A 24457-nucleotide genomic window follows, 5' to 3' on the forward strand; every position below is an offset into this window, starting at 1 on the left:
ATTTTTCAAATCTCACAAGCTTTTTCTAATCTTTTTTTCGAAAATTTCTTTTCGTTTTGATTAGCGGCTTGTCAGTATTTCAGGGAACGTCTTTCGTTGTTGCGGGTGCAAAAGTAGAACCTTTATTTACATTTACAAGCCTTTTTTTTATATTTTTTCCATCTTTTTTACATTTATTTCTTAACTTCCTGATAACACAAGTTTTACAATTCAAACTTTTTTAAAATATTATCAGGTTTTTCTGCATCCCTTTGCTTTTTCCTTATTTTATACCCTTTCACCAATACCGTTTTTGAAGAGTTTTTATATTTTACAGTTGTTTTGACTGGTTTTGCCGCAAAGGCACTAAGACGCAAAGTCTGGTTTTTCTACCGTTTTATTAATCTCGCAGAGCCGCAAAGGCGCTAAGTTTCTATTTTTGGGATGTTTTACTTTTGAAAACTCATGCCCTAGCCCCGATAGAAGTGGAAATCCTTTTATTTTGGGGTTCAGAATAAAAGATTGAAACGGATAGCGGGAAATAGCTCCATCAAAAAAAACTTCAATTCTTAAATTCCAAATTCCAAACTTAAAGGCTTCGACTTCGCTCAGCCGGACAATCAGCATTCAAAACCTAACAACAGTTTCATTCAAACCTTATAGCCTTTTTACTCTTATATATATTATAGTAGAGTTTTCTACTTGTATATGTATATAAATAAACCCCGCAGGTTTTAAAATCATGTCTGGCTATAGAAATAATAGCTACTCTTATATTAGCATACCTAGCTTCTTACATAATAAAGCAATCTTCTACATATATATATTGTATGTATTTTTGTAATCACTTATATTTGCATTCACAAAATTATAAACAATGATCAAGATTACTTTACCCGATGGGTCAATTAGAGAGTTCGCTCAAGGCGTAACTCCAATGGAGGTCGCTAAAAACATTAGCGAAGGTTTTGCAAGAAATGTTATTTCTGCATCTTTTAATGGTACAACTATTGAAACCGAGACTCCATTAACGACCGATGGTAATCTTATATTATATACTTGGAATGATGCTGAAGGTAAAAAAGCTTTCTGGCATTCGACTTCGCACGTAATGGCGCAAGCTCTAGAGGAATTGTACCCTGGGATTAAATTAACTCTTGGGCCGGCAATTGCTAATGGGTTTTACTATGATGTGGATTTTGAAGACCAAAAGATCTCTGAGGCTGATTTTAAAAAGATCGAAGATCGTGTTCTTGAGATTTCAAGAGGTAAACATGAATTTAAAATGCGTCCGGTTAGTAAGGCTGATGCATTAGAGATGTACAAAGACAATGTTTACAAGACTGAATTGATTTCTAATCTTGAAGACGGTACGATTACTTTTTGCGATCACTCTACTTTTACTGATTTATGCCGTGGTGGACATATTCCGAATACTGGAATCATCAAAGCTATGAAAATCATGAGCGTTGCCGGTGCTTACTGGAGAGGTGATGAAAAAAACAAGCAGTTGACTCGTGTTTACGGAACTTCTTTCCCTAAACAAAAAGATTTAACTGAGTATCTTGAACTTCTTGAGGAGGCAAAACGTCGTGATCACCGTAAATTAGGAAAGGAACTTGAATTGTTTGCTTTCTCTCAGAAAGTGGGCCAAGGTTTACCTTTATGGTTACCAAAAGGTGCTGCGCTTAGAGAGCGTTTGGAGCAATTTTTAAAGAGAGCTCAAAAGAAAGCAGGTTACGAGCAAGTTGTGAGTCCACATATTGGACAAAAAGAACTTTACGTAACTTCTGGTCACTATGCTAAATATGGTGCTGATAGTTTTCAGCCGATACATACTCCTGCTGAAGGTGAAGAGTTTTTATTGAAACCAATGAACTGTCCTCACCACTGTGAAATTTACAATGTAAGACCTTGGTCATATAAAGATTTACCTAAGCGTTATGCTGAATTTGGTACTGTATATAGATATGAGCAATCTGGTGAGTTACATGGTTTAACTCGTGTTAGAGGTTTTACTCAGGATGATGCACATATTTTCTGTACTCCGGAACAATTAGATGAAGAGTTCAAAAAAGTAATTGACTTAGTATTATATGTATTTGGTTCGTTAGGTTTTGAAAACTTTACTGCTCAAATTTCATTGAGAGATCAAGAGAATAGAGAGAAATATATTGGTACAGATGAAAACTGGGAGAAAGCTGAAAATGCAATTATCAATGCTGCAGCTGATAAAGGTTTGAATACTGTTGTAGAATATGGTGAAGCTGCATTTTACGGACCTAAGCTTGACTTTATGGTTAAGGATGCTTTGGGAAGACAATGGCAGTTAGGAACAATTCAGGTTGATTATAACCTTCCTGAGCGTTTTGATTTGACATACAAAGGTGCTGATAATGAATTACATCGCCCGGTTATGATTCACAGAGCTCCTTTTGGATCTATGGAACGTTTTATAGCAATTTTACTGGAGCACACTGCAGGAAATTTCCCACTTTGGCTAATGCCTGAGCAGGCTATTATATTGTCTTTGAGCGAGAAATACGAAAATTATGCTAAAAAAGTTTTAGATTTGCTAGAAAATCACGAAATTCGCGCCCTAATTGACAACCGAAATGAAACTATCGGTAAGAAAATTAGAGATGCAGAAATGCAAAAAATTCCATTTATGCTTATCGTGGGTGAGGAAGAGGAGAAAAACGGTACAATTTCTATTCGTCGCCACGGCCAAGAAGGAAAAGGTAATATCACTGTTTCTATCGAAGAATTTGCTTCGATTGTAGACGAAGAAATAAAAAAGACATTAAAAGTATTTACAGTTTAACTTAAATTAGAAAGTCATAGCAATAAAAAGTAACAGAGGTTTTCAACCTCGAGTAGAAAAAAAAGATGCACACAGAATAAATAACAATATTCGTGGTGTACAGGAAGTAAGGTTAGTAGGCGAGAACATCGAACCAGGTGTATTTAAGCTTGCAGAAGCTTTACGTCTAGCAGATCAGTTTGAATTAGACTTGGTTGAAATTTCGCCAAATGCTGAGCCGCCGGTTTGTAAAATCATGGATTACAAGAAATTTGTTTACGAACAAAAGAAGCGTGATAAGGCATTAAAAGCTAAATCTTCGCAGGTTGTAGTAAAAGAGATTCGTTTTGGTCCTCAAACAGATGAGCATGATTATGAATTTAAAAGAAAGAATGCTGAGAAGTTCTTAAAAGAAGGAGCTAAATTAAAAGCATTTGTTTTCTTTAAAGGACGTTCGATCATCTATAAAGATCAAGGACAAATTTTACTTTTACGTTTGGCAACAGATTTAGAAGAGCATGGTAAAGTGGAAGCTATGCCGGTTCTTGAAGGAAAGAGAATGATTATGTTCATTGCTCCTAAGAAAAAGAAATAAGTCGTAAAGCCGAAAGTCTTAAAGCCGAAAGTCAAAAACTGACTTTTAAACTTTAGACTTTTAAACTTTCAGACTAAGATATAAGTAAGTAAGAATAAATTAAAACACTAGGAAAAATGCCTAAAATGAAAACTAAATCTAGCGCTAAGAAACGTTTTAAAGTTACTGGTTCTGGAAAGATTAAAAGAAAGCATGCTTTTAAAAGTCACATCTTGACTAAAAAATCTAAAAAACGTAAATTAGCTTTGACACACTCAGCGCTAGTTCACTCAACAGATATGAAAAGCATCAAACAACAATTAAGAATTATCTAATAATTCTTTAGGTTAAAAAATTATTTATATAACCTTGGAGTATGGCTTTCAAGTTCCTTTGATTCAATTCAGGACGCCTGCTACAAAAACACATTAAAATTATGCCAAGATCGGTAAATTCAGTTGCTAAAAGAGCAAGAAGAAAAAAAATAATGAAGCAAGCCAAAGGTTTCTTTGGTAGACGTAAAAACGTTTGGACAGTTGCTAAGAACGCGGTAGAGAAAGCGATGAGCTACGCTTACCGTGACAGAAAACAGAATAAAAGAAATTTCCGTTCATTATGGATTCAACGTATTAACGCTGGAGCTAGATTAGAAGGAATGTCTTATTCTCAATTCATGGGGAAAGTTAAAGCTAACGGAATCGAATTGAACCGTAAAGTTCTTGCAGATTTAGCTATGAACCACCCAGAAGCTTTCAAAGCAATACTTAATAAAGTAAAATAAACGTTTTATAAACTCAATTTAGATTACTTACTTATCATAAAGAAACCATTCGTTAATTCGGATGGTTTTTTGTTTTTACAATAATCTGCTTTACCTTTAATCCTCTCATAAAACAATTGTAAAATGTTTACGGCACTATTTGATCATATACAAAAATTCATAACATTAGAGCCTTCAGAAATTGATACACTAGAAACGTGTCTTACTATTTCGAAAGTAAAAAAGAAAGAACATCTATTACAAGAAGGCCAAGTTTGTAACACTTTGTATTTTATTCTTAAAGGCTGTTCCAGACAATATATTATCAATTCAAAAGGTACAGAACAAACTTTGCAATTTGCAGTTGAAAATTGGTGGATAACCGATTATTTGAGCTTTCACAACACTACTCCATCGCACTTCTATATTCAAACGGTTGAAAACTGTGAATTAATCGCAATTGAAAAAGGGACTTTAGAATCTCTATTAATTGAAATTCCGAAACTGGAAAGATACTTTAGGATAGTTTCTCAAAAATCATTTGGAGCTGCTCAAATGCGTATTAAATTTCTATTTACAATGTCTGCCGAAGAAAGGTATCATCACTTTAATAATCAAAATCCAGAATTTGTACAACGTGTGCCTCAATACATGCTTGCCTCCTATTTAGATTTTTCTGCAGAATTTATGAGTAAAATCAGGGCTGGAAAAGTATGATTTCAATTTCTTGAAGTAGTTCAAGTTTTTAAAAGGATACATTACTGACCTTTGTAATGAACTTTTAAAACACATAAAAATGAAATCAAGAATTCTTATCCCAGAAGCTGCCCCACAAGCTTATCAAGCTTTAATTAACTTAGAAAAATATATCTCTACTACTTCATTAACTCCAGTTCATAAAGAATTAATTAAAATACGCGCTTCTCAAATTAATGGTTGTGCTTATTGTATCAACATGCACACTGCTGATGCAAGAAAACATGGTATTTCTGAACAGAGAATATACTTAACGAGTGCATGGCGTGAAGCTGATGTTTATACTGAAGAAGAAAAAGCTATTTTAGCTTTAACAGAACAGGTAACTTTAATTAACAATCATGTTACTGACGAAGTTTATCAAAATGCTGCAAACTTATTTGATGAAAAATATTTAGCAGAAATTATCCTTGCAATTATTACTATTAACTCTTGGAACAGATTGGCAATTACTACAGGATTAAGAGCTGTATAATTCCTTTATAAGGATAATTTTTACAACATTTTTAAAATTCTAAACCCTCCTTTCAGAGGGTTTCTTTGTATTTACCTGTAAATGAGCCTTAGATAAATAGAAATTCAATCATTTTACAAAAACAGGTATTTATACTCTTTCATAGGAATTTAGGTTTTCTATTTTTGGTTTATGATTTCAAAATATACTACAATAAATTCATATTCTATGGCAGTTTCTTTTGTCTTTTTTGCGTGCCAGAAGGAGTATTATAAATATTCTAATTTAAAAAACTCACAACTCAAAAATATAACAAGTATAAATCTTCATCGGATTTTTCATTAGTTATTTATAAGTACGGGGAAATACGGAAATCCGTACGAAGGCTATAACTAAGAGAATTAATTTTGAAAAAAGAATAGGTTTCAATCTACTATAAAATAAAATTTGTATGTTCAAAAAGGTTTTAATTGCAGAGGACATAGACAGTATTAGTGCAACAATTATAAAAGTTCTTGAAGAATTAGAAATTCCGGTAATTCATCATGTAAAATATTATGATGATGGTTTATTAAAAATCAGAAAAAGTCTTCTTGATAATGAGCCATATGATTTACTAATTACCGATTTATCTTTTAAAATGGATCATCGAAACACCAACATTTTGAACGGTGAAGAGCTTATTAACTCCGTGAATAAAATACATCCACAATTAAAGAAAATTGTATTTTCATCGGAAGATAAATCATATAGAATAAAAAAGCTTTTTAATGAATCAAAGATCACGGCTTATGTTTCTAAAGGAAGAAACAGTATTGAGGAGTTAAAAATTGCTATGCAAAAGGCTTATAAAAATGAAGAGAAAATACTTTCTTCAGATTTGAGCTTTAGTTTTAATGATAAATCTTTAATTGAAATTGAATCTTATGACATTTCTATTTTAACCTTAATGGCAAGAGGCTATATTTTAGGAAACATTTCAAATGAATTTAAGGCAAAATCGATAACTCCAAACGGAACCAGCAGCATTGAGAAACGAATTAATAAATTAAAAATATATTTTAAAGCTAATAACAATGTGCACTTAATTGCTATAGCCAAAGATTTCGGCTTAATTTAATTCTATTAAACTTTATGAAACTTAAATATAAATTTAATCTGATATCGAAGATCAACACAGCCAGTAACAAAATTATCATAAAAACATTACTGCTTTGTCTTTTCTTGTCTATATGTTTTGCTTATGTTTCTGAAAAAACGGGCTGGCTTGAAATAGACTGGAAGATTATTTTTATACCTGCACTTCTTGTTTTGCAAATAATAATTATTGGAAAAGCTTTACAAAATAGATATAAAAAGCTTTAAGTATTTTGATTTAAAAATATCGAAATGCTTATATTTGATTTTTTAAAGCCTTATGAAAATTCTTATAAATTACGTTCTCTTATTATTCATTTCTTTCCATTCTTTAGCACAGACTAAAATTATTTCCTGGAATTTGGAAAACTTTGGAAAATCTAAATCACAATCTACTTTAAATTTTATAGCTAATACGGTACGCGATTATGACATTGTTGCCATTCAGGAAGTTGTTGCCGGATATGGCGGTTCGCAGACTGTTGCAAAACTTGCTGCACTGCTAAATGAAAAAGGGGCAAAATGGGATTATACTATTAGTGATCCTACAAGTGGAACCAGCTATAAAAAAGAACGCTATGCTTTTCTTTGGAAAACAAATAGAGCAAAATTAAAAGGAGAGCCATGGCTTGAAAAAAAGTATAATCTAGAAATTGATCGTGAGCCTTATTTTGCAACTTTTGAAGTAAATAAAAAAACATTTACTCTGGTCAATTTTCATGCAATCACAAAAAGCAAACAGCCGGAAACTGAAATTAAATATTTTAAATTTCTGCCTCAGCAATATCCCAATCTCAATTTAGTATTTACAGGAGATTTTAATTGTCCGGAGTCCCATACTGTTTTTAATCCGTTAAAGAAAATGGGATATACTTCGATGCTGCAGAAGCAAAAAACTACTTTAAAGCAAAAATGTAATGGAGATGTTTGTCTTGCTTCTGAATTTGATAATACTTTTTACAATCCAAATAGATTAAATCATATCGATTCAGGAGTTATTTTATTCTATAAAAAATTCAATACGCTTCAGGATGCCCGAAAAATATCCGATCATATTCCTATTTGGCTTGAATTTTCGCTGAATTAAATTATGTTTTGAGCTTTTTCTTTTTTGCTGCTGGGAATAAAACGTTATTTAAGATCAAACGATATCCTGGAGAATTAGGATGTAAATCTAAAACAGTTGGCGGATCTCCAACCTGATGCTGAAAATCTTCGGGATCGTGCCCTCCAAAAAAGGTAAACATTCCTTTTCCTTTTTCTCCGTGAATGTATCTTGCTTCACCATTTAGTTCGCAGGTTCCCATCACTAATACATTTGATTTTACTAATGTTTCATTAAAAGAAGTCGTTTGTCCCATAAATCCTTTTACTAATTGGGTATGATTTTGACATAACATACTTGGAATTGGGTCCCATTTTGCAGAAAATTCCATTAAGGTGAAGTAATCTTTTTCCATTGGGACTCTTCTTTTACCAGTCATATCAATATCCGAAAACTCATAAACTTCTGGTCTTCGCTCTAAAATAAAGTCTTTGAATGCAAAAGAGTTTGCATAATTTAGTTTTGATTGATAATTAGATTCACTTGGGTCTCCATCAAACATGGTTTCGCAAATATCAACACCATCTGCTGCAAGCGCAATATCAAAACTATCAGTTGCTGAACACATAGCAAACATAAATCCGCCGCCGATAACAAAATCTCTTATTTTTTTTGCTACTGCGCCTTTTTCCTGAGATACTTTAGAGTAACCCAATTTAGTTGCTAAAGCTTCTGCATCCTTTTTCTGCTCGATATACCAAGGTGTATTTTTATAAGCAGCATAAAACTTTCCATATTGTCCGGTAAAGTCTTCATGATGTAAATGCAGCCAATCATACAGTAATAATTGATCACTTAAAACTTCTTCATCATATATTGGGGTAAATGGAATTTCTGCATAAGTTAATACTAATGTTACAGCGTCGTCCCAAGGTTGTTTTCCTTTTGGAGTATAAACGGCAATTTTTGGCGCTTTTTCAAGAACAACTGATTCCATATTTTGTGATGGACTTGAAATATCATTTAAAATTGAGGCTTCTTCACTATCTGACAGTATCTCAAAACTAACGCCTCGAATTTTACATTCTTTACGAATTTCATCCGCATCCGGTAATAAAAAGGAACCTCCGCGATAATTAAGTAACCAACTGGCTTTGTAATCTCTGCTCAAACACCAATAGGTAATACCGTAAGCTTTTAAGTGGTTTTGCTGCGTTGTTTCATCCATCGGAAGTAAAATAAACGAAGCTTTTGCATTAAGGCAAAGCAATAAAATGAAAATATAAACTAAACTTTTTTTCATCAAAAAATATTTTAAGTAAAGATATAAAGGAAGCTTATAAAATCACAATAGAAGACTGGTTTTATAATAATATAAAACTGTTAATTAACAAGAATACAAAAAAGTTGAAAGATTGAAATTTTGTAAAAAACAGGTAAAAATACGTAAACTATGACAACTTTTTCTGCCTAAATTTGGAATCTAAAATCGACCAAATTAATCGATTAAAATCAAACCAAATGAATTACAACCAAAATAATCAACCAAAAGAATTTAGCATAATGCAAAAAATAGGTATTTGTGTACTCGTTTTTACAATAATCGTTTATTATGTTTTATCCATTCAATTTTTAACAAGTTAAAATTATAATGTCAAAACAGCAATTTCATTTTGAATAGCATAAACAACTAAACCGGCAATATTTCGTGATTCTGTTTTTAGCAATAAATTATTACGATGTCCTTCTACAGTTCGCGGACTTAAAAAAAGATGTTCTGCTATCTCTGTAGTTGTTTTTTGCTGACAGATAAGCTGTAAAATTTCAATTTCACGTGGAGAAAGAAAACTTGTTTCAAGATTCCCTTTCGAGTTTTTAGAAGATACAATAGTTTCCTGAATAGTTTTTAATACATTTTCGTTGTAAAAAAATCCTTTTCTGTTAACTTCATTAATCGTTTTGATTAGATCTTTTGGAGTTGTGTTTTTAATGAGATATGCCACTGCCCCAACCTGAATCATATTTGCAATAAATGATTTTGAATCATAGCTGGTCAGTGCTATAATTTTAATATCGGGAAAAGATTTTCGAATAATTTTTGTTGCTTCGACGCCATTTAAAACCGGCATTTTCAAATCCATGATAATGATATCTGGCTTGACATCATTATTTTGTAATTTGTTAACCAGCTCTTCACCGTTTGAAGCTTCAAAAATAATTTCAATATTGTCTTCTCTTTGCAATAAAAAAGCTATTCCTTTCCGAAACAATACTTCGTCATCGACTAAGGCGATTTTAATTACGGCATTCATTTTGTTTGTTTTTGGTCATTTGGTTTCCCGAAATTACAAAATATGAATTAATAATAACTACAGAACCTTGTTTTATTGATCCTAAAGCATAATTATTTACTAAAATTTATATTAAAAGGTAAAAATTACAGCAATACCTTTATTTATTTCTGAATCTATTTTTATAGTTCCGTTTAAAAAGGAAACCCGGCTGTCAATATTTTTCATTCCAAGTCCTTTTTGATTTTCGCTGTTTTTGCTGTCAAAACCAATTCCGTTATCTTCATAATAACAAGTATTTATTCCGTTATTATCTTTAAACGCAATCCAAATTTCTGTTGCTTTTCCATGACGGAGCGAATTATTCATTAATTCCTGCAAAATTCTAAAAATGTGCAAATGACGATCGATATTATCATCAAAATCTATTTCATTTTTATAATAGGTTTTAACTGATTTACTGCTTTCAAATTCTTCACATAATTCTTCAACACCGGCATTTAATCCGAATTTCTCAAAAACCGGCGGTAATAAATTATGCGCTATTTTTCTGGAATTTTCTAAGGCTTTTGCAGTTAGATTAATAATGTTATCTGTAATCTCGATGGTTTCTGCTTCTGTTAAATTAGGCGCAGAAAGCAGATGAGTATTTAAAGAAACAATATTAAGTTTTGAACTTATATCATCGTGCAAATCTTGTGCAATACGTTTACGTTCTTCCTCTTGTGTCACTATAATGGCGTGAAGCTGTTCTTTTTGATACTGTAATACAAGATCTTTTTTCTCGAGTTCTTTTTGAATTATTTTTTTTCTGGAGAAATAGAAAAATATTATCAATACAACTGCTACAATTATAAAGAAAAGAGAGATATACAATATAATGGCAACAAGTTCTTTTTCAGGGATTGAATGGGTATTCATATCAAAATTCTATATTAAACATTAAGATTTTAAGTTAACCGAACTTTTGTAAAAACTTTTTATCCAATCGTATAAAATGAAAAACTGATAGATTAAAATTAAAAAAGCATTTAATATCCAGGTCAGATATTTAAGTTCGCTGCTAAGTCCTAAAGAAAAATTTCCAATTAAATACAACACTGTGCTTGCTAGTAAGTAAAAGACAAGACCTACGGTAGTATAATAATAACTTTTATTTTCTGTCAGCATATTATAAAAATGAAACAAGGCATAAATTACAATAAGCAGATTAGTCAAAGTAATTTCAAATAAATTAAACTTAAAAAACTCACTTGAATCTATCCAAAATTGTATCGCTAAAACTAACAATGCTATGGTAAGGCTAATTTTTATAAATATTTTTTGGCTCTTTATCTGAGTTAGTGAATTATAAAAAATTCCAAGTAATATCATTTGTCCAATAAAGAACATATTGACAAAAATTAAATTAGTCATTCCAAGGTGATAGCATAGTTCCATACTAAATTGCATAGTAAAGCAAAAAGCTAAATAAGAGACAAAAAAAACATTAGCTTTTCCCTTTCGGAAAAAGCTATATGAATAGACTATTAGGTTTATTAATAAAACGGTATACGTCGAGTATATTAATAATTCTTCATTCATTTTTTATATGCTGAATATTAATATGGAGGACTAGGACGTGTGCCATCGAACACAATATCATCAGCAGATTCTGCTCTATTTTGCTGAGATGATGAATGCCCGTAAACATCTACATATTTACCCGTTTCTTTATCATATTGTGCACCAACAAAAAGTAAGGTTTTTTCTTGTTGATCATTGATACCAATATATGCACGAACAGCATCTGTATTTAGTGCAAGTACATTTTCTAAGCTTTCTCGTGGAATTAAAAAAGATTTTACTTTGTTTTCTCGGGTTTCGATCGTGGTATCATCCTCGTATCTTTTTTCCCACACTTCTGCAGTAGCCAACGGGATTTGGATTGGCCCCGGAAAGTTTTTTTCGCTCATAGTTTTTGAATTTTAATTAGTTAATAGTTTTAGAATTGTTTATGGTTTTGCTAATCTACCGAATTAATTTTTATGTAGAAATATTATTTTGTGAAATTATATATGGACGTGTTTAATCGCTGAATAAAAAAAAATCTTTACAAGCTGGCTGCTCATAAAGATTTTTTTATTTAGAATTTTATTTAAATTAAAATGGAACATCACTGTCGTCATCGTCATCATTTAAATTGCTTCCAAAGGCTTCATTTGCCGAAGGAAGATTATTAGTTATAAACGGATTATCATCATGATTCATTTTTGATGGTAAATCATCATAACTTCCCGAAAATTCATCAAGATTATCAAATTTTCCTAAGTGTCCTAAAAATTTCAAACGGATGTTTTCAATACCACCATTACGGTGCTTGGCTATCATAATTTCGGCTTGACCAGCTGTTGGCGAAGCTTCTTCATCATCCCATTCCTCAATTTTGTAATATTCTGGTCGGTATAAAAACGAAACGATATCGGCATCCTGCTCAATTGCTCCAGATTCACGAAGATCTGATAGTAACGGACGTTTACTAGAACCACGTGTTTCTACAGCACGCGACAGCTGAGAAAGTGCAATAACCGGAACGTTAAGTTCTTTTGCCAAAGCTTTTAAGTTTCGGGAAATTGTCGAAATTTCCTGCTCACGATTTCCTCCTCCTTTATTATTTCCTCCTGCAGTCATCAACTGCAAATAATCTATAATGATAATTTTAATACCGTGCTGCGATGCTAAACGACGACATTTTGCTCTTAAATCGAAAATAGAAAGTGAGGGTGTATCATCAATAAATAAAGGTGCTTTCTCTAAATCTTTCACTTTAGTACTCAACATTGTCCATTCATGAGCCTCTAATTTACCTGTACGTAATTTTTCTGATGACAATCCTGTTTCAGAAGAAATAAGCCTCGTAATTAACTGAACAGATGCCATCTCCAGAGAGAATAAAGCTACTGCATGCCCATATTGAATAGCAATATTTCTAGCCATAGAAAGTACAAATGCCGTTTTTCCCATCGCTGGTCTGGCCGCGATAATAATTAAATCACTTGGCTGCCATCCGGATGTTAATTTATCCAAGTTATGAAAACCAGTTTCTACACCACTTAATCCTTCTTTTTTAGAAATTTCTTCAATTTTCTTTTTAGCTTGTAAAACTAAACTTTGTGCAGTTTCAGAACTACGTTTAATATTTCCCTGTGTTACTTCGTATAATTTAGATTCCGCTTTATCCAATAAATCAAAAACGTCTGCACTTTCATCATACGATTCTTCAATAATTTCTGAAGAAATTCTAATCAAACTTCTTTGAATAAATTTTTGAAGAATGATACGCGAGTGAAATTCGATATGCGCCGAAGAAGCAATTTTTTGAGTAAGCTGAATCAAATAAAAATCTCCGCCTGCTAAATCTAATTTTCCGTTTTTCTTTAACTGAGTTGAAACTGTTAAGATATCGATTGGCTGAGTTTCGGTAAAAAGCTGTAAAATCGCTTCAAAAATATGTCGGTGTGCATCTTTGTAAAAAGCATCGGGCTGCAAAATATCAATTACATCGTCAACCCCCTTTTTATCAATCATCATTGCTCCCAACACAGCTTCCTCCAGATCAAGTGCTTGCGGCGGCAATTTTCCTTTCTCCAGATTAATAATAGTGGTTTTATCTACCTTTACAGGATTTACATTCTTGAAATTTTCCATATAGCGAAAGTAACAAAATTTAAAAAAAAATTGTTATCTAGTTATAACTATTAAATGTTTATAAATATTTTGGTTTTGTTGATAACCAAAAAAAAATCCGAAACCGCAGGGCTTCGGATTTTTCATCATATTATATGAATTTATTCTTTATACTCGCCCATGTTGCTGTATTTGTCCATTCTTTGGGCAATTAGCTCGGCTGTTGATAAGTCTTTCAATTCGTTATATCCTTTGGTAATGTATTCTGCCACTGTTTTAAAAGTAGTTTCGCGGTCGTAGTGCGCTCCGCCTAGTGGTTCAGGAATTACATCATCAACTAATTTTTGTTTTTTCATGTCAGAAGAAGTCAATTTTAAAGCATCTGCAGCACGTTCTTTGTACTCCCAGCTTTTCCATAAAATTGAAGAACATGATTCTGGGGAAATTACAGAATACCAAGTATTCTCTAACATATAAACTTTATCTCCAACACCTATTCCCAATGCTCCTCCAGAAGCTCCTTCACCTACAATAATAGTAATGATTGGCACTTGCAGACGAACCATTTCGAAAATATTTCTTGCAATAGCTTCTCCTTGTCCTCTTTCTTCAGCTTCAAGCCCTGGATATGCACCCGGAGTGTCTACTAAAGTTAAAACCGGGATTCCGAATTTCTCTGCCATTTTCATTAAACGCAAAGCTTTACGGTATCCTTCTGGATTTGCCATACCAAAATTACGGTATTGACGTGTTTTTGTATTAAAACCTTTTTGCTGACCAATAATCATAAACGATTGTCCGTTTACTTTACCAAGACCGCCAACCATTGCTTTATCATCTTTAAAACCTCTGTCTCCATGAAGTTCTAAGAAAGTATCTCCACAGATTGCTCTGATATAGTCTAAAGTATAAGGTCTATTTGGGTGTCTTGACAATTGTACACGCTGCCAAGCCGTAAGGTTTTTGTATATTTCTTTTTTAGTCTCTACTAATTTCTTGTTGATTTCTTTACAAGTTGGCGTAACATCAACGTCAGATTCTTTTCCAATTATAACACACTTTTCTAACTGTTCTTCAAGTTCTTTTATTGGAAGCTCAAAATCTAAATATTCCATGGATTTTTGAATTTTGTTTTTAAATCGAACCGCAAATATAAAAATATTATACTATTCGTGTGATTATTTCGTGTTTAAAATGTAAAAATGTAATTTAAAAATAAGGCAAATACTACACTTTTTCTTTATTCTTATAATGTTTAAAAACACCATTTAAAATAACTGTAATAACAATTATTACAGCTCCTATGTAAAATTCGGTACTCATTTTTTCTTTTCCGCCGAGGATAAAATAGGCCAAAAGAATACCGTAAACCGGCTCTAAATTAGTAGTTAACATTACCGTATAAGGAGTTAAACGTTGCATTACTTTTACCGAAGCTGTAAAGGCATAAGCTGTACAAACAGAAGCCAAAATCAACAACAAAATCCAGTTATTTAATGACATTACAAAAAAGTCTGCATTGAATTTTCCTATCACTAAAAAATAAATGGAGATAAAGAAAACGCCTGCACCAAATTCATAAAATGTAATAACTGAAGGTTCGTGATCTGAGATTAATTTCCCATTCATCAGCGTAAATAAAACTCCAAGAATTATCGATATTAAGGCATAATAAACTCCTGTAAGATATTTAATTTCAACCTGTAATATCAATCCTAATCCGGCAATAATGATTAATCCGAAGAAAACTTCGTACCATAAAATCTTTCTTCCGTAAAAAAGCGGTTCTAATAAAGACGCAAAAAAAGCGCCAAGCGAAAAAATCGACAATGTTATGGAAACATTTGATACGTGAATGGCTTTAAAAAAGAAAATCCAATGGAGTGCAATTAATAATCCAACGAAAATTAATTTAGCAAAAGATTGTGCTGATATTTTAAAAGACTGCTTTTTATAAATGATAAATCCGCCAAGAAAAACTCCGGCAATCAACATTCTAAACCACACTAAATTTTCGGCATCAATTGTTATTAAAGCTCCAAGAATAGCGGTAAATCCCCAAATAAAAACAATTAAATGAAGGTTTAAGTAACTTTTTAAATTATCGTTTCGCATTACGTAATAAGTAAACTGCCAGAATTCCAAAAACAATATTTGGGAACCAAACAGCTAATAAAGGTGAAAAAGTAGATTTTTCGGCAAGAGTACCAAATATTTTATCAAAGAATACAAATGAAAACGCAATCGCGATTCCAATTGCTAAATTCATTCCCATACCGCCGCGGCGTTTCATTGCAGAAACGGATACTGCAATAATAGTCAGGATAAACGCAGAAACCGGAATACTGTATTTTTTATAAAGAACTACTAAATAGGTATTGATGTTTCCTGAACCTCTTTTTCTTTCTTTTTCAATAAAATCAATCAATTTGCCTAAGGTCAATGTTTCTGCTATATAAACAACAGGCGTTAAATCTGCAAGTTCAAACTTAAACTTTATCTTTTTTTCAGGTTCTCTTTCAATTACATCGTTTAAATCAGCAAGAGTCCTTTTTGTATAATCATACAAAATATAGGTCTTTAATTTCGGGTCCCATTTGATGCGACTTGCAGTAATTTTATACGTTAGTTTATCTTTTTCAAAATGCTCTAACGTAAAATTAAATGCTGTTTTAGATTCTTCATTAAAACTGTTTACAAAGATAAAATCATGATCATTGATCTGTCTGTAAACATTGGTGTTTTCACCCCGCATGAGTTCCTTTCCATTTCCTTTCAAATAAGTATACCTAAAATTATTATAACCTTCACTTGCAGCCGGAACAATAAAAAATCCCATCAGCAAAACAAAAATCGAAACAATTGTTGCACCTATAATATAAGGACGTAAAAAACGCGTAAATGAAATTCCTGAACTTAAAATTGCAATAATCTCTGTATTATTTGCCAGTTTAGAGGTAAACCAGATTACCGATAAAAACAGAAATATCGGAAATAAAGAGTTTATAAAATAGATCGTAAAATTGTAATAATAGAACGCGATATCCATAAATGGAATCTTGTTTTCGAGCATCTTATTTACTTTTTCAGAAACGTCAATTACAATTCCAATCGGCGCAAACAAAAGCAGCATCACAGAGAAAGTTCCGAGATATCTTTTTAAGATGTATTTATCTATTATTGACAGCATATGTTTTTTGTTTTTTTTTGTTTCAGGTTTCATGTTTTAAGTTCTCTACAGAACGTGAAACATGAAACCTGAAACTTGAAACTCTTTTTTTAAAGTCTTTGACTCATATTTTTAACCATCATTTCTTTCCATGGTCTAAAATCGCCTGCTAAGATATGTTTTCTAGCTTCACGAACCAACCACATATAGAAACCAAGATTATGAATTGTCGCAATTTGTTTTCCTAAATATTCGTTAGCGGCAAATAAGTGGCGTAAATATGCTTTTGTGTATTCTGTATCTACAAAAGTATGTCCCATTTCATCAATGGGAGAAAAATCAGCTTCCCACTTTTTGTTTTTAATATTGATTGTTCCGTTTGCTGTAAACAACATACCGTTTCTCGCATTACGTGTTGGCATAACACAGTCAAACATATCAATTCCTAATGCAATATTTTCTAATATATTAATAGGAGTTCCTACTCCCATTAAATAACGAGGTTTATCTTCAGGAAGAATTTCGCAGACTACTTCAGTCATTGCATACATTTCTTCTGCAGGTTCTCCTACTGATAATCCTCCAATTGCATTTCCTTGTTGACCAGAATTTGCAATATATTCAGCTGACTGACGACGCAAATCTTTATAAGTACTTCCCTGAACAATTGGGAAAAAAGTCTGCTCGTAACCGTATTTGTAAGGTACTTTTTCTAAATGATTAATGCAGCGGTCCAGCCAGCGGTGTGTCATGTGCATTGATCTTTGTGCATATCTGTAATCACAAGGATAAGGCGTACATTCATCAAAAGCCATAATAATATCAGCTCCAATAGTACGCTGAATTTCCATTACATTTTCTGGAGTAAAAAAGTGGTAAGAACCGTCAATATGCGATTTAAACTTCACTCCTTCTTCTTTAATTTTTCTGTTTGAAGAAAGAGAATAAACCTGATATCCACCCGAATCTGTCAAAATATTACGATCCCAATTCATGAATTTATGCAATCCTCCTGCTTTTTCAAGAATTTCTGTCTGCGGACGTAAATATAAATGGTACGTATTTCCCAGAATAATATCTGGATTAATATCGTCTTTTAATTCACGCTGATGCACTCCTTTTACCGAAGCCACTGTTCCAACAGGCATAAAAATAGGCGTTTCGATTACGCCGTGATCAGTAGTTATACTTCCCGCTCTTGCTTTAGACTGCGGATCTTTTTGTAATAAATCAAACTTCATGTGTTTCTTTTTTCAGTCGGCAAAGATAAGTTAATTTCAGGGAAATTTAATTAATTAGATAATTTGTCCATTATAAAATTGAGTTAATTAAAAAACAATATAAAACCTAAACTACAAAAATTTTTAAATTTGAATAAAATCAACTAAAAATCGTGTACAATGCTGTCAAAGTGAGCGAAGTCGAATTGACAGGCTGAGCGAAGTCGAAGCCTTTCACAATGGAGATAAAAAATAAAATCCGTTTAAAACCGCAAAAATCCGCGTGCCATTAACTCAAACAAAATAAAATGAATCTAGCTCAAAAACTTGGATATCCTGAAAACACAAAACTATTAATCATTCATGCGGATGATGCCGGATTATCACATTCAGAAAATCAGGCAACGATTAAAGCACTTCAAAACGGATCTGTAAACTCATATAGTATAATGGTACCTTGCCCGTGGTTTTATGAAATGGCAGTATTTGCGAAAAACAATCCAAATTATGATTGCGGAATACATTTGACATTAACTTGCGAATGGGAAAATTATAAATTCGGACCTGTTCTTCCAGTTTCTGAAGTTCCGGGTTTAGTCGATCAAAACGGTTATTTTTATAAAATAAGAAAGGATTTTAAAGAAAATGCAAAACCTTCTGAAATCAAAAAAGAACTAATCGCCCAAATTGAAAAAGCTTTGCAATTTGGTATTCAGCCTACACATCTTGACTCGCATATGTGCAGTGTTGGCGTAACTCCAGAAATTTTAGAGATTTATAAAGAACTCGGAAAAACATACAATTTACCTGTTTTCATCCATAAAGATTTTGTAGAATCCATTAGTTTATCTGATGAAAAATATGATTTTGAGAATACTCTTTTAGCAGACAATCTTTTAATTGGATATTATAATGATTTCGAAAAAGGAGAACTTAAAAAATCTTACGAAAAAGCTTTAGACAGTATTACTTCAGGATTTAATGTTTTCCTGCTTCATCCTGCTTTTGATGATTTTGAAATGCAGGGCATTACTGTAAATCATCCCAATTTTGGTTCAGAATGGCGTCAAATTGATTTTGATTATTTTACAAGCGCTGAATGCAAAACGAAATTAAAAGAAAACGGAATTCAATTAATTACCTGGAAAGAGATTGGACAATTAGATGATTTGTCAATTTAGATAATGAGATAATTTTCTATTTTAATGTGAATATTACAATATCCTGTTATTAAAAGTATAAGAAGCAAAAATCATTGATTTCATAACTTTATAAAAAAATATTAAAATAAAGAAATCATGATAAACTCAGAAGAAAAATTAGATCAAATCAGGGATGAACAAATTGAAAGAAATCTGGAAAACCTGGATTATCCGGCAAATGAAGATATTTACAATCAGGAAGATAAATTAGAAGATATTGACCCGGAAGGCATTTCTGGCGAAAGAATCATTAATCAGGACAATCATGAATGGAAACAAAATAGTGATAAACTCGGAAATGATCTTGATATTCCGGGTTCTGAACTTGATGATGATCAGGAAGAAATAGGTTCAGAAGATGAAGAAAATAATTTCTACAGCGAGGGCGATAATAATTAGCTTTATATCGTTCGATTATTCCAAAAGCTCCTTAAGGGGCTTTTTTTTGTTTAGCAAATTACTGGAAATCATAACATCTAAAATGTGGAATTTAAAAATTCTAAACCAAATTGGCTTTTTTTTTAAGATTAATAAAAAAAGAAACAGAATTTAACAATTGTGATAAACTAAAGCAGAAAATCATTTGTCTCCCCGCAAAATAACGATTACTTTTGCAACAGTTTAACTTTTACATATAAAATGAAGCCTAACACACAACAATTAAGCGATTTAACGATCCAAGTAAGAAGAGATATTCTTAGAATGGTACATGCTGTAAACTCTGGCCACCCAGGTGGATCACTAGGTTGTACTGAATTTTTGGTTACACTATACCAAAATATTATGGACCGCAAAGAAGGTTTTGATATGAACGGAATTGGAGAAGATCTTTTCTTCCTTTCTAATGGGCATATTTCTCCAGTTTTTTATAGCGTATTAGCACGTAGCGGTTATTTCCCTGTTTCAGAACTTGCAACTTTCAGATTATTAAACTCACGTTTACAAGGACACCCTACAACTCACGAAGGGTTACCTGGAGTTCGTATAGCTTCTGGTTCGTTAGGACAAGGTTTATCTGTAGCTCTTGGAGCAGCTCAAGCTAAAAAATTAAATGGAGACAATCATTTAATTTATTCTTTACACGGAGACGGAGAATTACAAGAAGGTCAAAACTGGGAAGCTATCATGTATGCTTCTGCTAAAAAAGTAGACAACATAATTTCGACAATTGACCTTAACGGAAAACAAATTGATGGTACAACTGACGAAGTTTTACCAATGGGAAGTATCCGTGCTAAATTTGAAGCTTTTGGCTGGGATGTTCTCGATATCGAAAAAGGAAACGACATTGATGCAATTCTTGCAGGTTTAAATGATGCAAAATCAAGAACAGGAAAAGGTAAACCAGTTTGCATTTTACTACATACTGAAATGGGTAATGGTGTTGATTTTATGATGCATACGCATGCATGGCATGGTAAAGCACCAAACAACGACCAGTTAGCAGGTGCTTTAGGTCAAAACATTTCAACTTTAGCAGACTATTAAAAACCAGCTTTAAGCTTTAAGCAGTATGCTTTATGCCTATTGCCTACAGCCTATTGCGTACAGCAAAATATAAAATGAAAAAATACGAAAATACAGGAAGTAAAGATACTCGTTCTGGTTTTGGAGCGGGAATGACTGAACTAGGTCAAAAAAATGAAAATGTAGTAGCACTTTGTGCAGATTTAATTGGATCATTAAAATTTGACGATTTCAAGAAAAATCACCCGGAGCGTTTTTTCCAAATTGGTATTGCAGAAGCAAACATGATTGGTATCGCTGCAGGTTTAACAATTGGAGGAAAAATTCCATTTACTGGAACTTTCGCTAACTTTTCAACAGGAAGAGTTTACGACCAAATCCGTCAATCTGTTGCTTATTCAGATAAAAACGTAAAAATCTGTGCTTCTCACGCTGGTTTAACATTAGGAGAAGATGGTGCAACTCACCAAATCTTAGAAGATATCGGATTAATGAAAATGTTACCAGGAATGACAGTAATCAATACTTGCGATTACAATCAAACTAAAGCTGCAACATTAGCATTAGCAGATCATCATGGTCCTGCTTATTTACGTTTCGGTCGTCCGGTTGTGCCTAACTTCACTCCTGCTGACGAACCATTCGTAATTGGAAAAGCAATTTTATTAAACGAAGGAACTGATGTTACTATTATTGCAACAGGGCACTTAGTTTGGGAAGCTCTTATTGCTGCTGAAGCTCTTGAAGCAAAAGGAATTTCTGCTGAAGTAATCAACATTCATACTATTAAACCACTTGACGAAGAAGCTATCCTTAAATCGATTGCTAAAACAAGATGCGTGGTTACTGCTGAAGAGCACAACTACCTTGGAGGTTTAGGAGAAAGCGTTTCTGGAGTATTAGCTTTAAACAATCCAACTCCGCAAGAATTTGTAGCAGTACAAGATAGTTTTGGTGAATCTGGAACTCCAGAGCAATTAATGGAAAAATACAAATTAAACAATCAAGCAATTGTTGAAGCTGTAGAAAGAGTTATTAAAAGAAAATAAATTTTTAGTTTTCTTACTTTATAAAAATAAAAAACCTCGAAAGTGATTTCGAGGTTTTTTTATGTCTTATATTTTATTATTTCTTTTGATAAGGATACGATTTATCCAAATGAATTCTTAATCTTCCTGCAGCTGTATAATCTGCTGGTAAAAAACTTTTAGGATTTTCAATTGATTCTGGCTGCCCTTCAGTTTTAAGAGGACCAGTTGGTCTTCTAGGAATTCCTCTTGGCTCCGTTTCGTCTGTATTTGGCGTACTTGGATTGTCTACAACAGGATCAAAAGGATAATACGTACTTGAACCATTAAATACTCCATCTACCCAGCCAATATGGTTTGTTGGTTTTGTAATTTCGTAGTAAGTAGAATAACCATCTCCATCATCATCAGTATCTACACAATCCGGAACACCATCTTTGTCTGTATCATCTGCCACCATTGTTGCCGGCGGAGTTGGATATCTTGCAGTATCTCTAAAATCATAAATATACCCATCTCCATTTAAATCTTCCTGATAATCAAAAACACCATCAAAATCATGATCTAACCTTTGAAGGCTTAACAATTTAAAACTAAACACTAAAGGCGAATAAGCCGGAATAGCATCTTGTCCTGAACCATAATATCCTAATCCGGAAGGTAAAAACATTACTCCCGCACCAAAATCTGTATACGTTATTGTACCATCAGGACCCGGAGCGCTAGGCGTACCTGTTTTAAACTGAGGAAAAATTTCGCCCCATCCATCAATTACAGATTGTGCTGCATACAAATACAATTCAAAACTTCTTCCTACACCATAAGAAGAATCAAATACAGTTCCGTCTAGCAAACTTCCTGTATAGGAAGCAAAAACTTTGTCCGTATTTGTTGGAGAATCTCCACTACCTTTATTTAAAGATAAGTAATACACTTTATAAGTAACATCGTGATTATAAACATCTCTGGATAGTAAAGGATATACTGTTTGATTCATGATTGAAGTTTGTGTTCCTCCTGCCGGAATTTTTTCAATCGTTATATCAAAATTAGCCGTTACTTCTTTTATATAATGAGTATTTAAATATTTAACAATAGAGTCATTGTCAGCTTTATATTGTTCTTTATAATCTCTTAAAGGAACTATTTCCGGATCATCATGGTCTTTACTACAGGAAACTATAGCTATACCCGCAAGTAATAAAATAAAATAATATTTAAATTTATTCATTATTGTTAATTTTTTAGGTGCGCAAGATACAATATTGATTTATTTTTGTAAAGAATTTAACTTGGATTTTAGAAAAATTATGAGAATAGATAAATACTTATGGTGCGTGCGTTATTATAAGACCAGAAACATGGTAACTGAGGCTTGTAAAAAGAACCATGTTACGGTAAATGGGCAAGTTGCAAAACCATCTAAAGAAGTTTTTCCTACTGATAGAATTACTTTTAGAAAAGATCAAATTACACAAATTATAACCGTACTCGATATTCCGGAAAGTCGTGTGGGAGCTAAACTTGTTGATATTTACCGCAAGAATGAAACTCCTGCAGAAGCTTACGAACATTTAGAGTTATTAAAACTCTCCAAAGAACATTATCGTAAAGCCGGAACCGGAAGACCGACTAAAAAAGACCGAAGAGATATTGACGATTATGGAAGTGATTTTATTGATGAGGAAGAAACGGAGTAAATTTCAATTTTAAAATTCCAAAACTTTATAAAAAACACAAAAATTCAAATTGCAAATCCCAAACACTCTAAAATCAAAAGCTCAACATTGGAATTTGGGATTTAAAAAATTTGGAATTTCCTTTATAAAAATTGGAATTTGGATTTTTTATATTGGAATTTAAATTAGTTATATTAGCAAAAAAATAAATCATGAGCAAAAACATCATCTTAAACAATCAGGAAATCGAACACAAAATAAAACGTATCGCTTATCAAATTTACGAGACGTTTGTAGACGAAGAAGAAGTTGTAATTGCCGGAATTGCTTCCAGCGGTTCTGTTTTTGCTCAAAAAATTGCTGCGGTGCTAAGCGACATATCTACTCTAAAAATTTCTCTTTGCGAAGTACGAGTTGACAAACAAAATCCGCAGCTGCCTATTCAGACTTCTTTAACTGCAGAAGAATATTCTAATAAAGGATTAGTCCTGGTTGATGATGTCCTAAATTCAGGAACAACATTAATTTACGCTGTTCGTCATTTTCTGGACGTTCCGCTTAAAAAATTCAAAACTGCGGTACTTGTAGACCGAAATCACAAAAAATACCCTGTAAAAGCCGATTTTAAAGGAATTTCTTTATCTACATCTTTATTAGAGCACGTTCAGGTTGTTTTTGATGAAAACGGAGACAATTATGCCTTTCTAAGCTAAGATTTCTAAAATATCATCAACTGTTTCATCGACGGTTTTATTATCTACCACAACTTTGTTTTGTGCGTGATTGTAATAAAAACTTCTGTCGAATAAATGCTTTGCGATAAATTCTTTCATTTCTTCCTCATCCATATTCGCAATTAAAGGACGTTTACTTTTATTGTGAACTAATCTATTATATAAAGTCTCTATTGAAGCTTTTAAATATATAGATGTAATATCCTCTCTTTGCAATAACAAATGATTATTTGCATAACAAGGAGTTCCTCCGCCTAAACCAATAATGGTGTTTTCTGAAGATTGCAGCAATTCAAGAAACATTTCGTGTTCTAATTTTCTAAAATAAATCTCTCCATGTTGTTCGAAAATCTCATTTATGGACAAATTTGCTTTTTTTTCGATACATTTATCTAAATCTAAAAATGGAATATTTGTAATTTTTGAAAGATTTTGGGCAATTGTTGACTTTCCGCAGCCCATATAACCTAATAAGACGATTTTTTTCATTCTA

The 24457-nt window shown here is 32.5% G+C and carries 27 protein-coding genes; 15 read left to right on the top strand and 12 right to left on the bottom strand.

What is annotated here, in order from left to right:
- Positions 1-856: 856 nt before the first annotated feature.
- From thrS to APR43_RS20125, 9 genes are all read left to right on the top strand, one after another.
- A complete protein-coding gene (gene thrS / locus APR43_RS20085; RefSeq protein ID WP_053474258.1) occupies positions 857-2803 on the top strand; it encodes a threonine--tRNA ligase in 1947 nt (648 codons plus the stop codon).
- Between the two features lie 22 nt (positions 2804-2825).
- Positions 2826-3377, top strand: coding sequence for a translation initiation factor IF-3 (gene infC, locus APR43_RS20090; protein WP_073489566.1), 552 nt, complete (start codon positions 2826-2828; stop codon positions 3375-3377).
- A 116-nt stretch (positions 3378-3493) separates the two neighbouring features.
- The gene (gene rpmI, locus APR43_RS20095) at positions 3494-3691 is read left to right on the top strand and encodes a 50S ribosomal protein L35 (RefSeq protein ID WP_007810722.1); all 198 of its coding nucleotides are present in this window, start codon (positions 3494-3496) and stop codon (positions 3689-3691) included.
- Positions 3692-3792: 101 nt separating this feature from the next.
- Positions 3793-4137 carry a 50S ribosomal protein L20 gene (gene rplT / locus APR43_RS20100; RefSeq protein WP_008464948.1) on the top strand — a complete coding sequence of 115 codons (345 nt, stop codon included), beginning with the start codon at positions 3793-3795 and terminating at the stop codon, positions 4135-4137.
- A gap of 123 nt (positions 4138-4260) precedes the next feature.
- A complete protein-coding gene (locus APR43_RS20105; protein WP_053474260.1) occupies positions 4261-4833 on the top strand; it encodes a Crp/Fnr family transcriptional regulator in 573 nt (190 codons plus the stop codon).
- Between the two features lie 79 nt (positions 4834-4912).
- On the top strand, positions 4913-5347 hold the full coding sequence (locus APR43_RS20110; protein ID WP_053474261.1) for a carboxymuconolactone decarboxylase family protein: 435 nt from the start codon (positions 4913-4915) through the stop codon (positions 5345-5347).
- 430 nt (positions 5348-5777) lie between these two features.
- On the top strand, positions 5778-6446 hold the full coding sequence (locus tag APR43_RS20115; RefSeq protein ID WP_053474262.1) for a response regulator: 669 nt from the start codon (positions 5778-5780) through the stop codon (positions 6444-6446).
- Positions 6447-6460: 14 nt separating this feature from the next.
- On the top strand, positions 6461-6691 hold the full coding sequence (locus APR43_RS24800; protein ID WP_053474263.1) for a hypothetical protein: 231 nt from the start codon (positions 6461-6463) through the stop codon (positions 6689-6691).
- Between the two features lie 52 nt (positions 6692-6743).
- Complete coding sequence (locus tag APR43_RS20125; protein WP_053474264.1) at positions 6744-7550, top strand: endonuclease/exonuclease/phosphatase family protein; 807 nt, start codon at positions 6744-6746, stop codon at positions 7548-7550.
- 1 nt (position 7551) lies between these two features.
- On the opposite strand, the gene APR43_RS20130 is transcribed toward APR43_RS20125, so the two are convergent.
- The 10 genes from APR43_RS20130 to tgt all read right to left on the bottom strand — a co-directional run bounded on the left by APR43_RS20130 (position 7552) and on the right by tgt (position 17875).
- On the bottom strand, positions 7552-8811 hold the full coding sequence (locus tag APR43_RS20130; RefSeq protein WP_053474265.1) for a hypothetical protein: 1260 nt from the start codon (positions 8809-8811) through the stop codon (positions 7552-7554).
- Between the two features lie 343 nt (positions 8812-9154).
- On the bottom strand, positions 9155-9820 hold the full coding sequence (locus tag APR43_RS20135) for a response regulator transcription factor (protein ID WP_053474266.1): 666 nt from the start codon (positions 9818-9820) through the stop codon (positions 9155-9157).
- Between the two features lie 111 nt (positions 9821-9931).
- A complete protein-coding gene (locus APR43_RS20140; protein WP_053474267.1) occupies positions 9932-10720 on the bottom strand; it encodes a sensor histidine kinase in 789 nt (262 codons plus the stop codon).
- 21 nt (positions 10721-10741) lie between these two features.
- Complete coding sequence (locus tag APR43_RS20145) at positions 10742-11383, bottom strand: hypothetical protein (RefSeq protein ID WP_082356487.1); 642 nt, start codon at positions 11381-11383, stop codon at positions 10742-10744.
- 17 nt (positions 11384-11400) lie between these two features.
- Entirely contained in the window at positions 11401-11754 is a 354-nt protein-coding gene (locus APR43_RS20150; RefSeq protein WP_053474269.1) for a hypothetical protein, read from the bottom strand.
- Positions 11755-11941: 187 nt separating this feature from the next.
- Positions 11942-13486, bottom strand: coding sequence for a replicative DNA helicase (dnaB, locus tag APR43_RS20155; protein WP_053474270.1), 1545 nt, complete (start codon positions 13484-13486; stop codon positions 11942-11944).
- Positions 13487-13626: 140 nt separating this feature from the next.
- Positions 13627-14580 (bottom strand): acetyl-CoA carboxylase carboxyltransferase subunit alpha, encoded by a 954-nt coding sequence (locus APR43_RS20160; protein ID WP_053474271.1) that lies wholly within the window; start codon positions 14578-14580, stop codon positions 13627-13629.
- 112 nt (positions 14581-14692) lie between these two features.
- On the bottom strand, positions 14693-15580 hold the full coding sequence (locus APR43_RS20165) for a DMT family transporter (RefSeq protein WP_053474272.1): 888 nt from the start codon (positions 15578-15580) through the stop codon (positions 14693-14695).
- The gene (locus tag APR43_RS20170) at positions 15567-16655 is read right to left on the bottom strand and encodes an LptF/LptG family permease (protein ID WP_053474323.1); all 1089 of its coding nucleotides are present in this window, start codon (positions 16653-16655) and stop codon (positions 15567-15569) included. Before APR43_RS20170 ends, APR43_RS20165 begins: the two co-directional genes overlap by 14 nt.
- A gap of 89 nt (positions 16656-16744) precedes the next feature.
- Positions 16745-17875, bottom strand: a complete 1131-nt coding sequence (gene tgt / locus APR43_RS20175) for a tRNA guanosine(34) transglycosylase Tgt (RefSeq protein ID WP_035649585.1) — start codon at positions 17873-17875, stop codon at positions 16745-16747.
- A 287-nt stretch (positions 17876-18162) separates the two neighbouring features.
- Between tgt and APR43_RS20180 the strand changes: the two genes are divergently transcribed.
- The 4 genes from APR43_RS20180 (at position 18163) to APR43_RS20195 (ending at position 21572) form a co-directional block, all read left to right on the top strand.
- Positions 18163-19035: a polysaccharide deacetylase family protein gene (locus APR43_RS20180; RefSeq protein ID WP_053474273.1), complete on the top strand. Its 873-nt coding sequence runs from the start codon at positions 18163-18165 to the stop codon at positions 19033-19035.
- A gap of 117 nt (positions 19036-19152) precedes the next feature.
- The gene (locus APR43_RS20185) at positions 19153-19455 is read left to right on the top strand and encodes a hypothetical protein (RefSeq protein WP_053474274.1); all 303 of its coding nucleotides are present in this window, start codon (positions 19153-19155) and stop codon (positions 19453-19455) included.
- 240 nt (positions 19456-19695) lie between these two features.
- A complete protein-coding gene (locus tag APR43_RS20190) occupies positions 19696-20544 on the top strand; it encodes a transketolase (RefSeq protein ID WP_053474275.1) in 849 nt (282 codons plus the stop codon).
- 74 nt (positions 20545-20618) lie between these two features.
- Entirely contained in the window at positions 20619-21572 is a 954-nt protein-coding gene (locus tag APR43_RS20195) for a transketolase family protein (RefSeq protein ID WP_053474324.1), read from the top strand.
- A gap of 76 nt (positions 21573-21648) precedes the next feature.
- Here the strand turns inward: APR43_RS20195 and APR43_RS20200 are convergent, their stop codons facing one another.
- On the bottom strand, positions 21649-22782 hold the full coding sequence (locus APR43_RS20200) for an FKBP-type peptidyl-prolyl cis-trans isomerase (protein WP_053474276.1): 1134 nt from the start codon (positions 22780-22782) through the stop codon (positions 21649-21651).
- Between the two features lie 79 nt (positions 22783-22861).
- Between APR43_RS20200 and APR43_RS20205 the strand changes: the two genes are divergently transcribed.
- Both APR43_RS20205 and APR43_RS20210 read left to right on the top strand, forming a co-directional pair.
- The gene (locus APR43_RS20205) at positions 22862-23251 is read left to right on the top strand and encodes an RNA-binding S4 domain-containing protein (RefSeq protein WP_053474277.1); all 390 of its coding nucleotides are present in this window, start codon (positions 22862-22864) and stop codon (positions 23249-23251) included.
- Positions 23252-23442: 191 nt separating this feature from the next.
- Positions 23443-23943 (top strand): phosphoribosyltransferase domain-containing protein, encoded by a 501-nt coding sequence (locus tag APR43_RS20210; RefSeq protein WP_053474278.1) that lies wholly within the window; start codon positions 23443-23445, stop codon positions 23941-23943.
- Here the strand turns inward: APR43_RS20210 and APR43_RS20215 are convergent.
- Entirely contained in the window at positions 23935-24453 is a 519-nt protein-coding gene (locus APR43_RS20215) for a shikimate kinase (RefSeq protein ID WP_053474279.1), read from the bottom strand. The two genes, APR43_RS20210 and APR43_RS20215, sit on opposite strands and share 9 nt — an antisense overlap.
- Positions 24454-24457 lie beyond the last annotated feature (4 nt).

The sequence above is a fragment of the Flavobacterium sp. NLM genome (genome assembly GCF_002210235.1).
In the GTDB taxonomy this organism is placed as follows: domain Bacteria; phylum Bacteroidota; class Bacteroidia; order Flavobacteriales; family Flavobacteriaceae; genus Flavobacterium; species Flavobacterium panici.

What these genes read in the sequence shown, in the direction of transcription:
- APR43_RS24800 (WP_053474263.1), top strand. Translation starts at nt 6,461, where the DNA reads ATGAAACTTAAATATAAATTTAATCTGATATCGAAGATCAACACAGCC.
- APR43_RS20210 (WP_053474278.1), top strand. Translation starts at nt 23,443, where the DNA reads ATGAGCAAAAACATCATCTTAAACAATCAGGAAATCGAACACAAAATA.
- APR43_RS20215 (WP_053474279.1), bottom strand. Translation starts at nt 24,453, where the DNA reads ATGAAAAAAATCGTCTTATTAGGTTATATGGGCTGCGGAAAGTCAACA.
- APR43_RS20170 (WP_053474323.1), bottom strand. Translation starts at nt 16,655, where the DNA reads ATGCTGTCAATAATAGATAAATACATCTTAAAAAGATATCTCGGAACT.
- APR43_RS20180 (WP_053474273.1), top strand. Translation starts at nt 18,163, where the DNA reads ATGAATCTAGCTCAAAAACTTGGATATCCTGAAAACACAAAACTATTA.
- APR43_RS20150 (WP_053474269.1), bottom strand. Translation starts at nt 11,754, where the DNA reads ATGAGCGAAAAAAACTTTCCGGGGCCAATCCAAATCCCGTTGGCTACT.
- APR43_RS20200 (WP_053474276.1), bottom strand. Translation starts at nt 22,782, where the DNA reads ATGAATAAATTTAAATATTATTTTATTTTATTACTTGCGGGTATAGCT.
- dnaB (WP_053474270.1), bottom strand. Translation starts at nt 13,486, where the DNA reads ATGGAAAATTTCAAGAATGTAAATCCTGTAAAGGTAGATAAAACCACT.
- APR43_RS20115 (WP_053474262.1), top strand. Translation starts at nt 5,778, where the DNA reads ATGTTCAAAAAGGTTTTAATTGCAGAGGACATAGACAGTATTAGTGCA.
- APR43_RS20125 (WP_053474264.1), top strand. Translation starts at nt 6,744, where the DNA reads ATGAAAATTCTTATAAATTACGTTCTCTTATTATTCATTTCTTTCCAT.
- tgt (WP_035649585.1), bottom strand. Translation starts at nt 17,875, where the DNA reads ATGAAGTTTGATTTATTACAAAAAGATCCGCAGTCTAAAGCAAGAGCG.
- APR43_RS20105 (WP_053474260.1), top strand. Translation starts at nt 4,261, where the DNA reads ATGTTTACGGCACTATTTGATCATATACAAAAATTCATAACATTAGAG.
- APR43_RS20205 (WP_053474277.1), top strand. Translation starts at nt 22,862, where the DNA reads ATGAGAATAGATAAATACTTATGGTGCGTGCGTTATTATAAGACCAGA.
- APR43_RS20160 (WP_053474271.1), bottom strand. Translation starts at nt 14,580, where the DNA reads ATGGAATATTTAGATTTTGAGCTTCCAATAAAAGAACTTGAAGAACAG.
- rplT (WP_008464948.1), top strand. Translation starts at nt 3,793, where the DNA reads ATGCCAAGATCGGTAAATTCAGTTGCTAAAAGAGCAAGAAGAAAAAAA.
- APR43_RS20165 (WP_053474272.1), bottom strand. Translation starts at nt 15,580, where the DNA reads ATGCGAAACGATAATTTAAAAAGTTACTTAAACCTTCATTTAATTGTT.
- APR43_RS20195 (WP_053474324.1), top strand. Translation starts at nt 20,619, where the DNA reads ATGAAAAAATACGAAAATACAGGAAGTAAAGATACTCGTTCTGGTTTT.
- APR43_RS20185 (WP_053474274.1), top strand. Translation starts at nt 19,153, where the DNA reads ATGATAAACTCAGAAGAAAAATTAGATCAAATCAGGGATGAACAAATT.
- APR43_RS20135 (WP_053474266.1), bottom strand. Translation starts at nt 9,820, where the DNA reads ATGAATGCCGTAATTAAAATCGCCTTAGTCGATGACGAAGTATTGTTT.
- APR43_RS20140 (WP_053474267.1), bottom strand. Translation starts at nt 10,720, where the DNA reads ATGAATACCCATTCAATCCCTGAAAAAGAACTTGTTGCCATTATATTG.
- APR43_RS20145 (WP_082356487.1), bottom strand. Translation starts at nt 11,383, where the DNA reads ATGAATGAAGAATTATTAATATACTCGACGTATACCGTTTTATTAATA.
- APR43_RS20110 (WP_053474261.1), top strand. Translation starts at nt 4,913, where the DNA reads ATGAAATCAAGAATTCTTATCCCAGAAGCTGCCCCACAAGCTTATCAA.
- APR43_RS20190 (WP_053474275.1), top strand. Translation starts at nt 19,696, where the DNA reads ATGAAGCCTAACACACAACAATTAAGCGATTTAACGATCCAAGTAAGA.
- APR43_RS20130 (WP_053474265.1), bottom strand. Translation starts at nt 8,811, where the DNA reads ATGAAAAAAAGTTTAGTTTATATTTTCATTTTATTGCTTTGCCTTAAT.
- thrS (WP_053474258.1), top strand. Translation starts at nt 857, where the DNA reads ATGATCAAGATTACTTTACCCGATGGGTCAATTAGAGAGTTCGCTCAA.
- rpmI (WP_007810722.1), top strand. Translation starts at nt 3,494, where the DNA reads ATGCCTAAAATGAAAACTAAATCTAGCGCTAAGAAACGTTTTAAAGTT.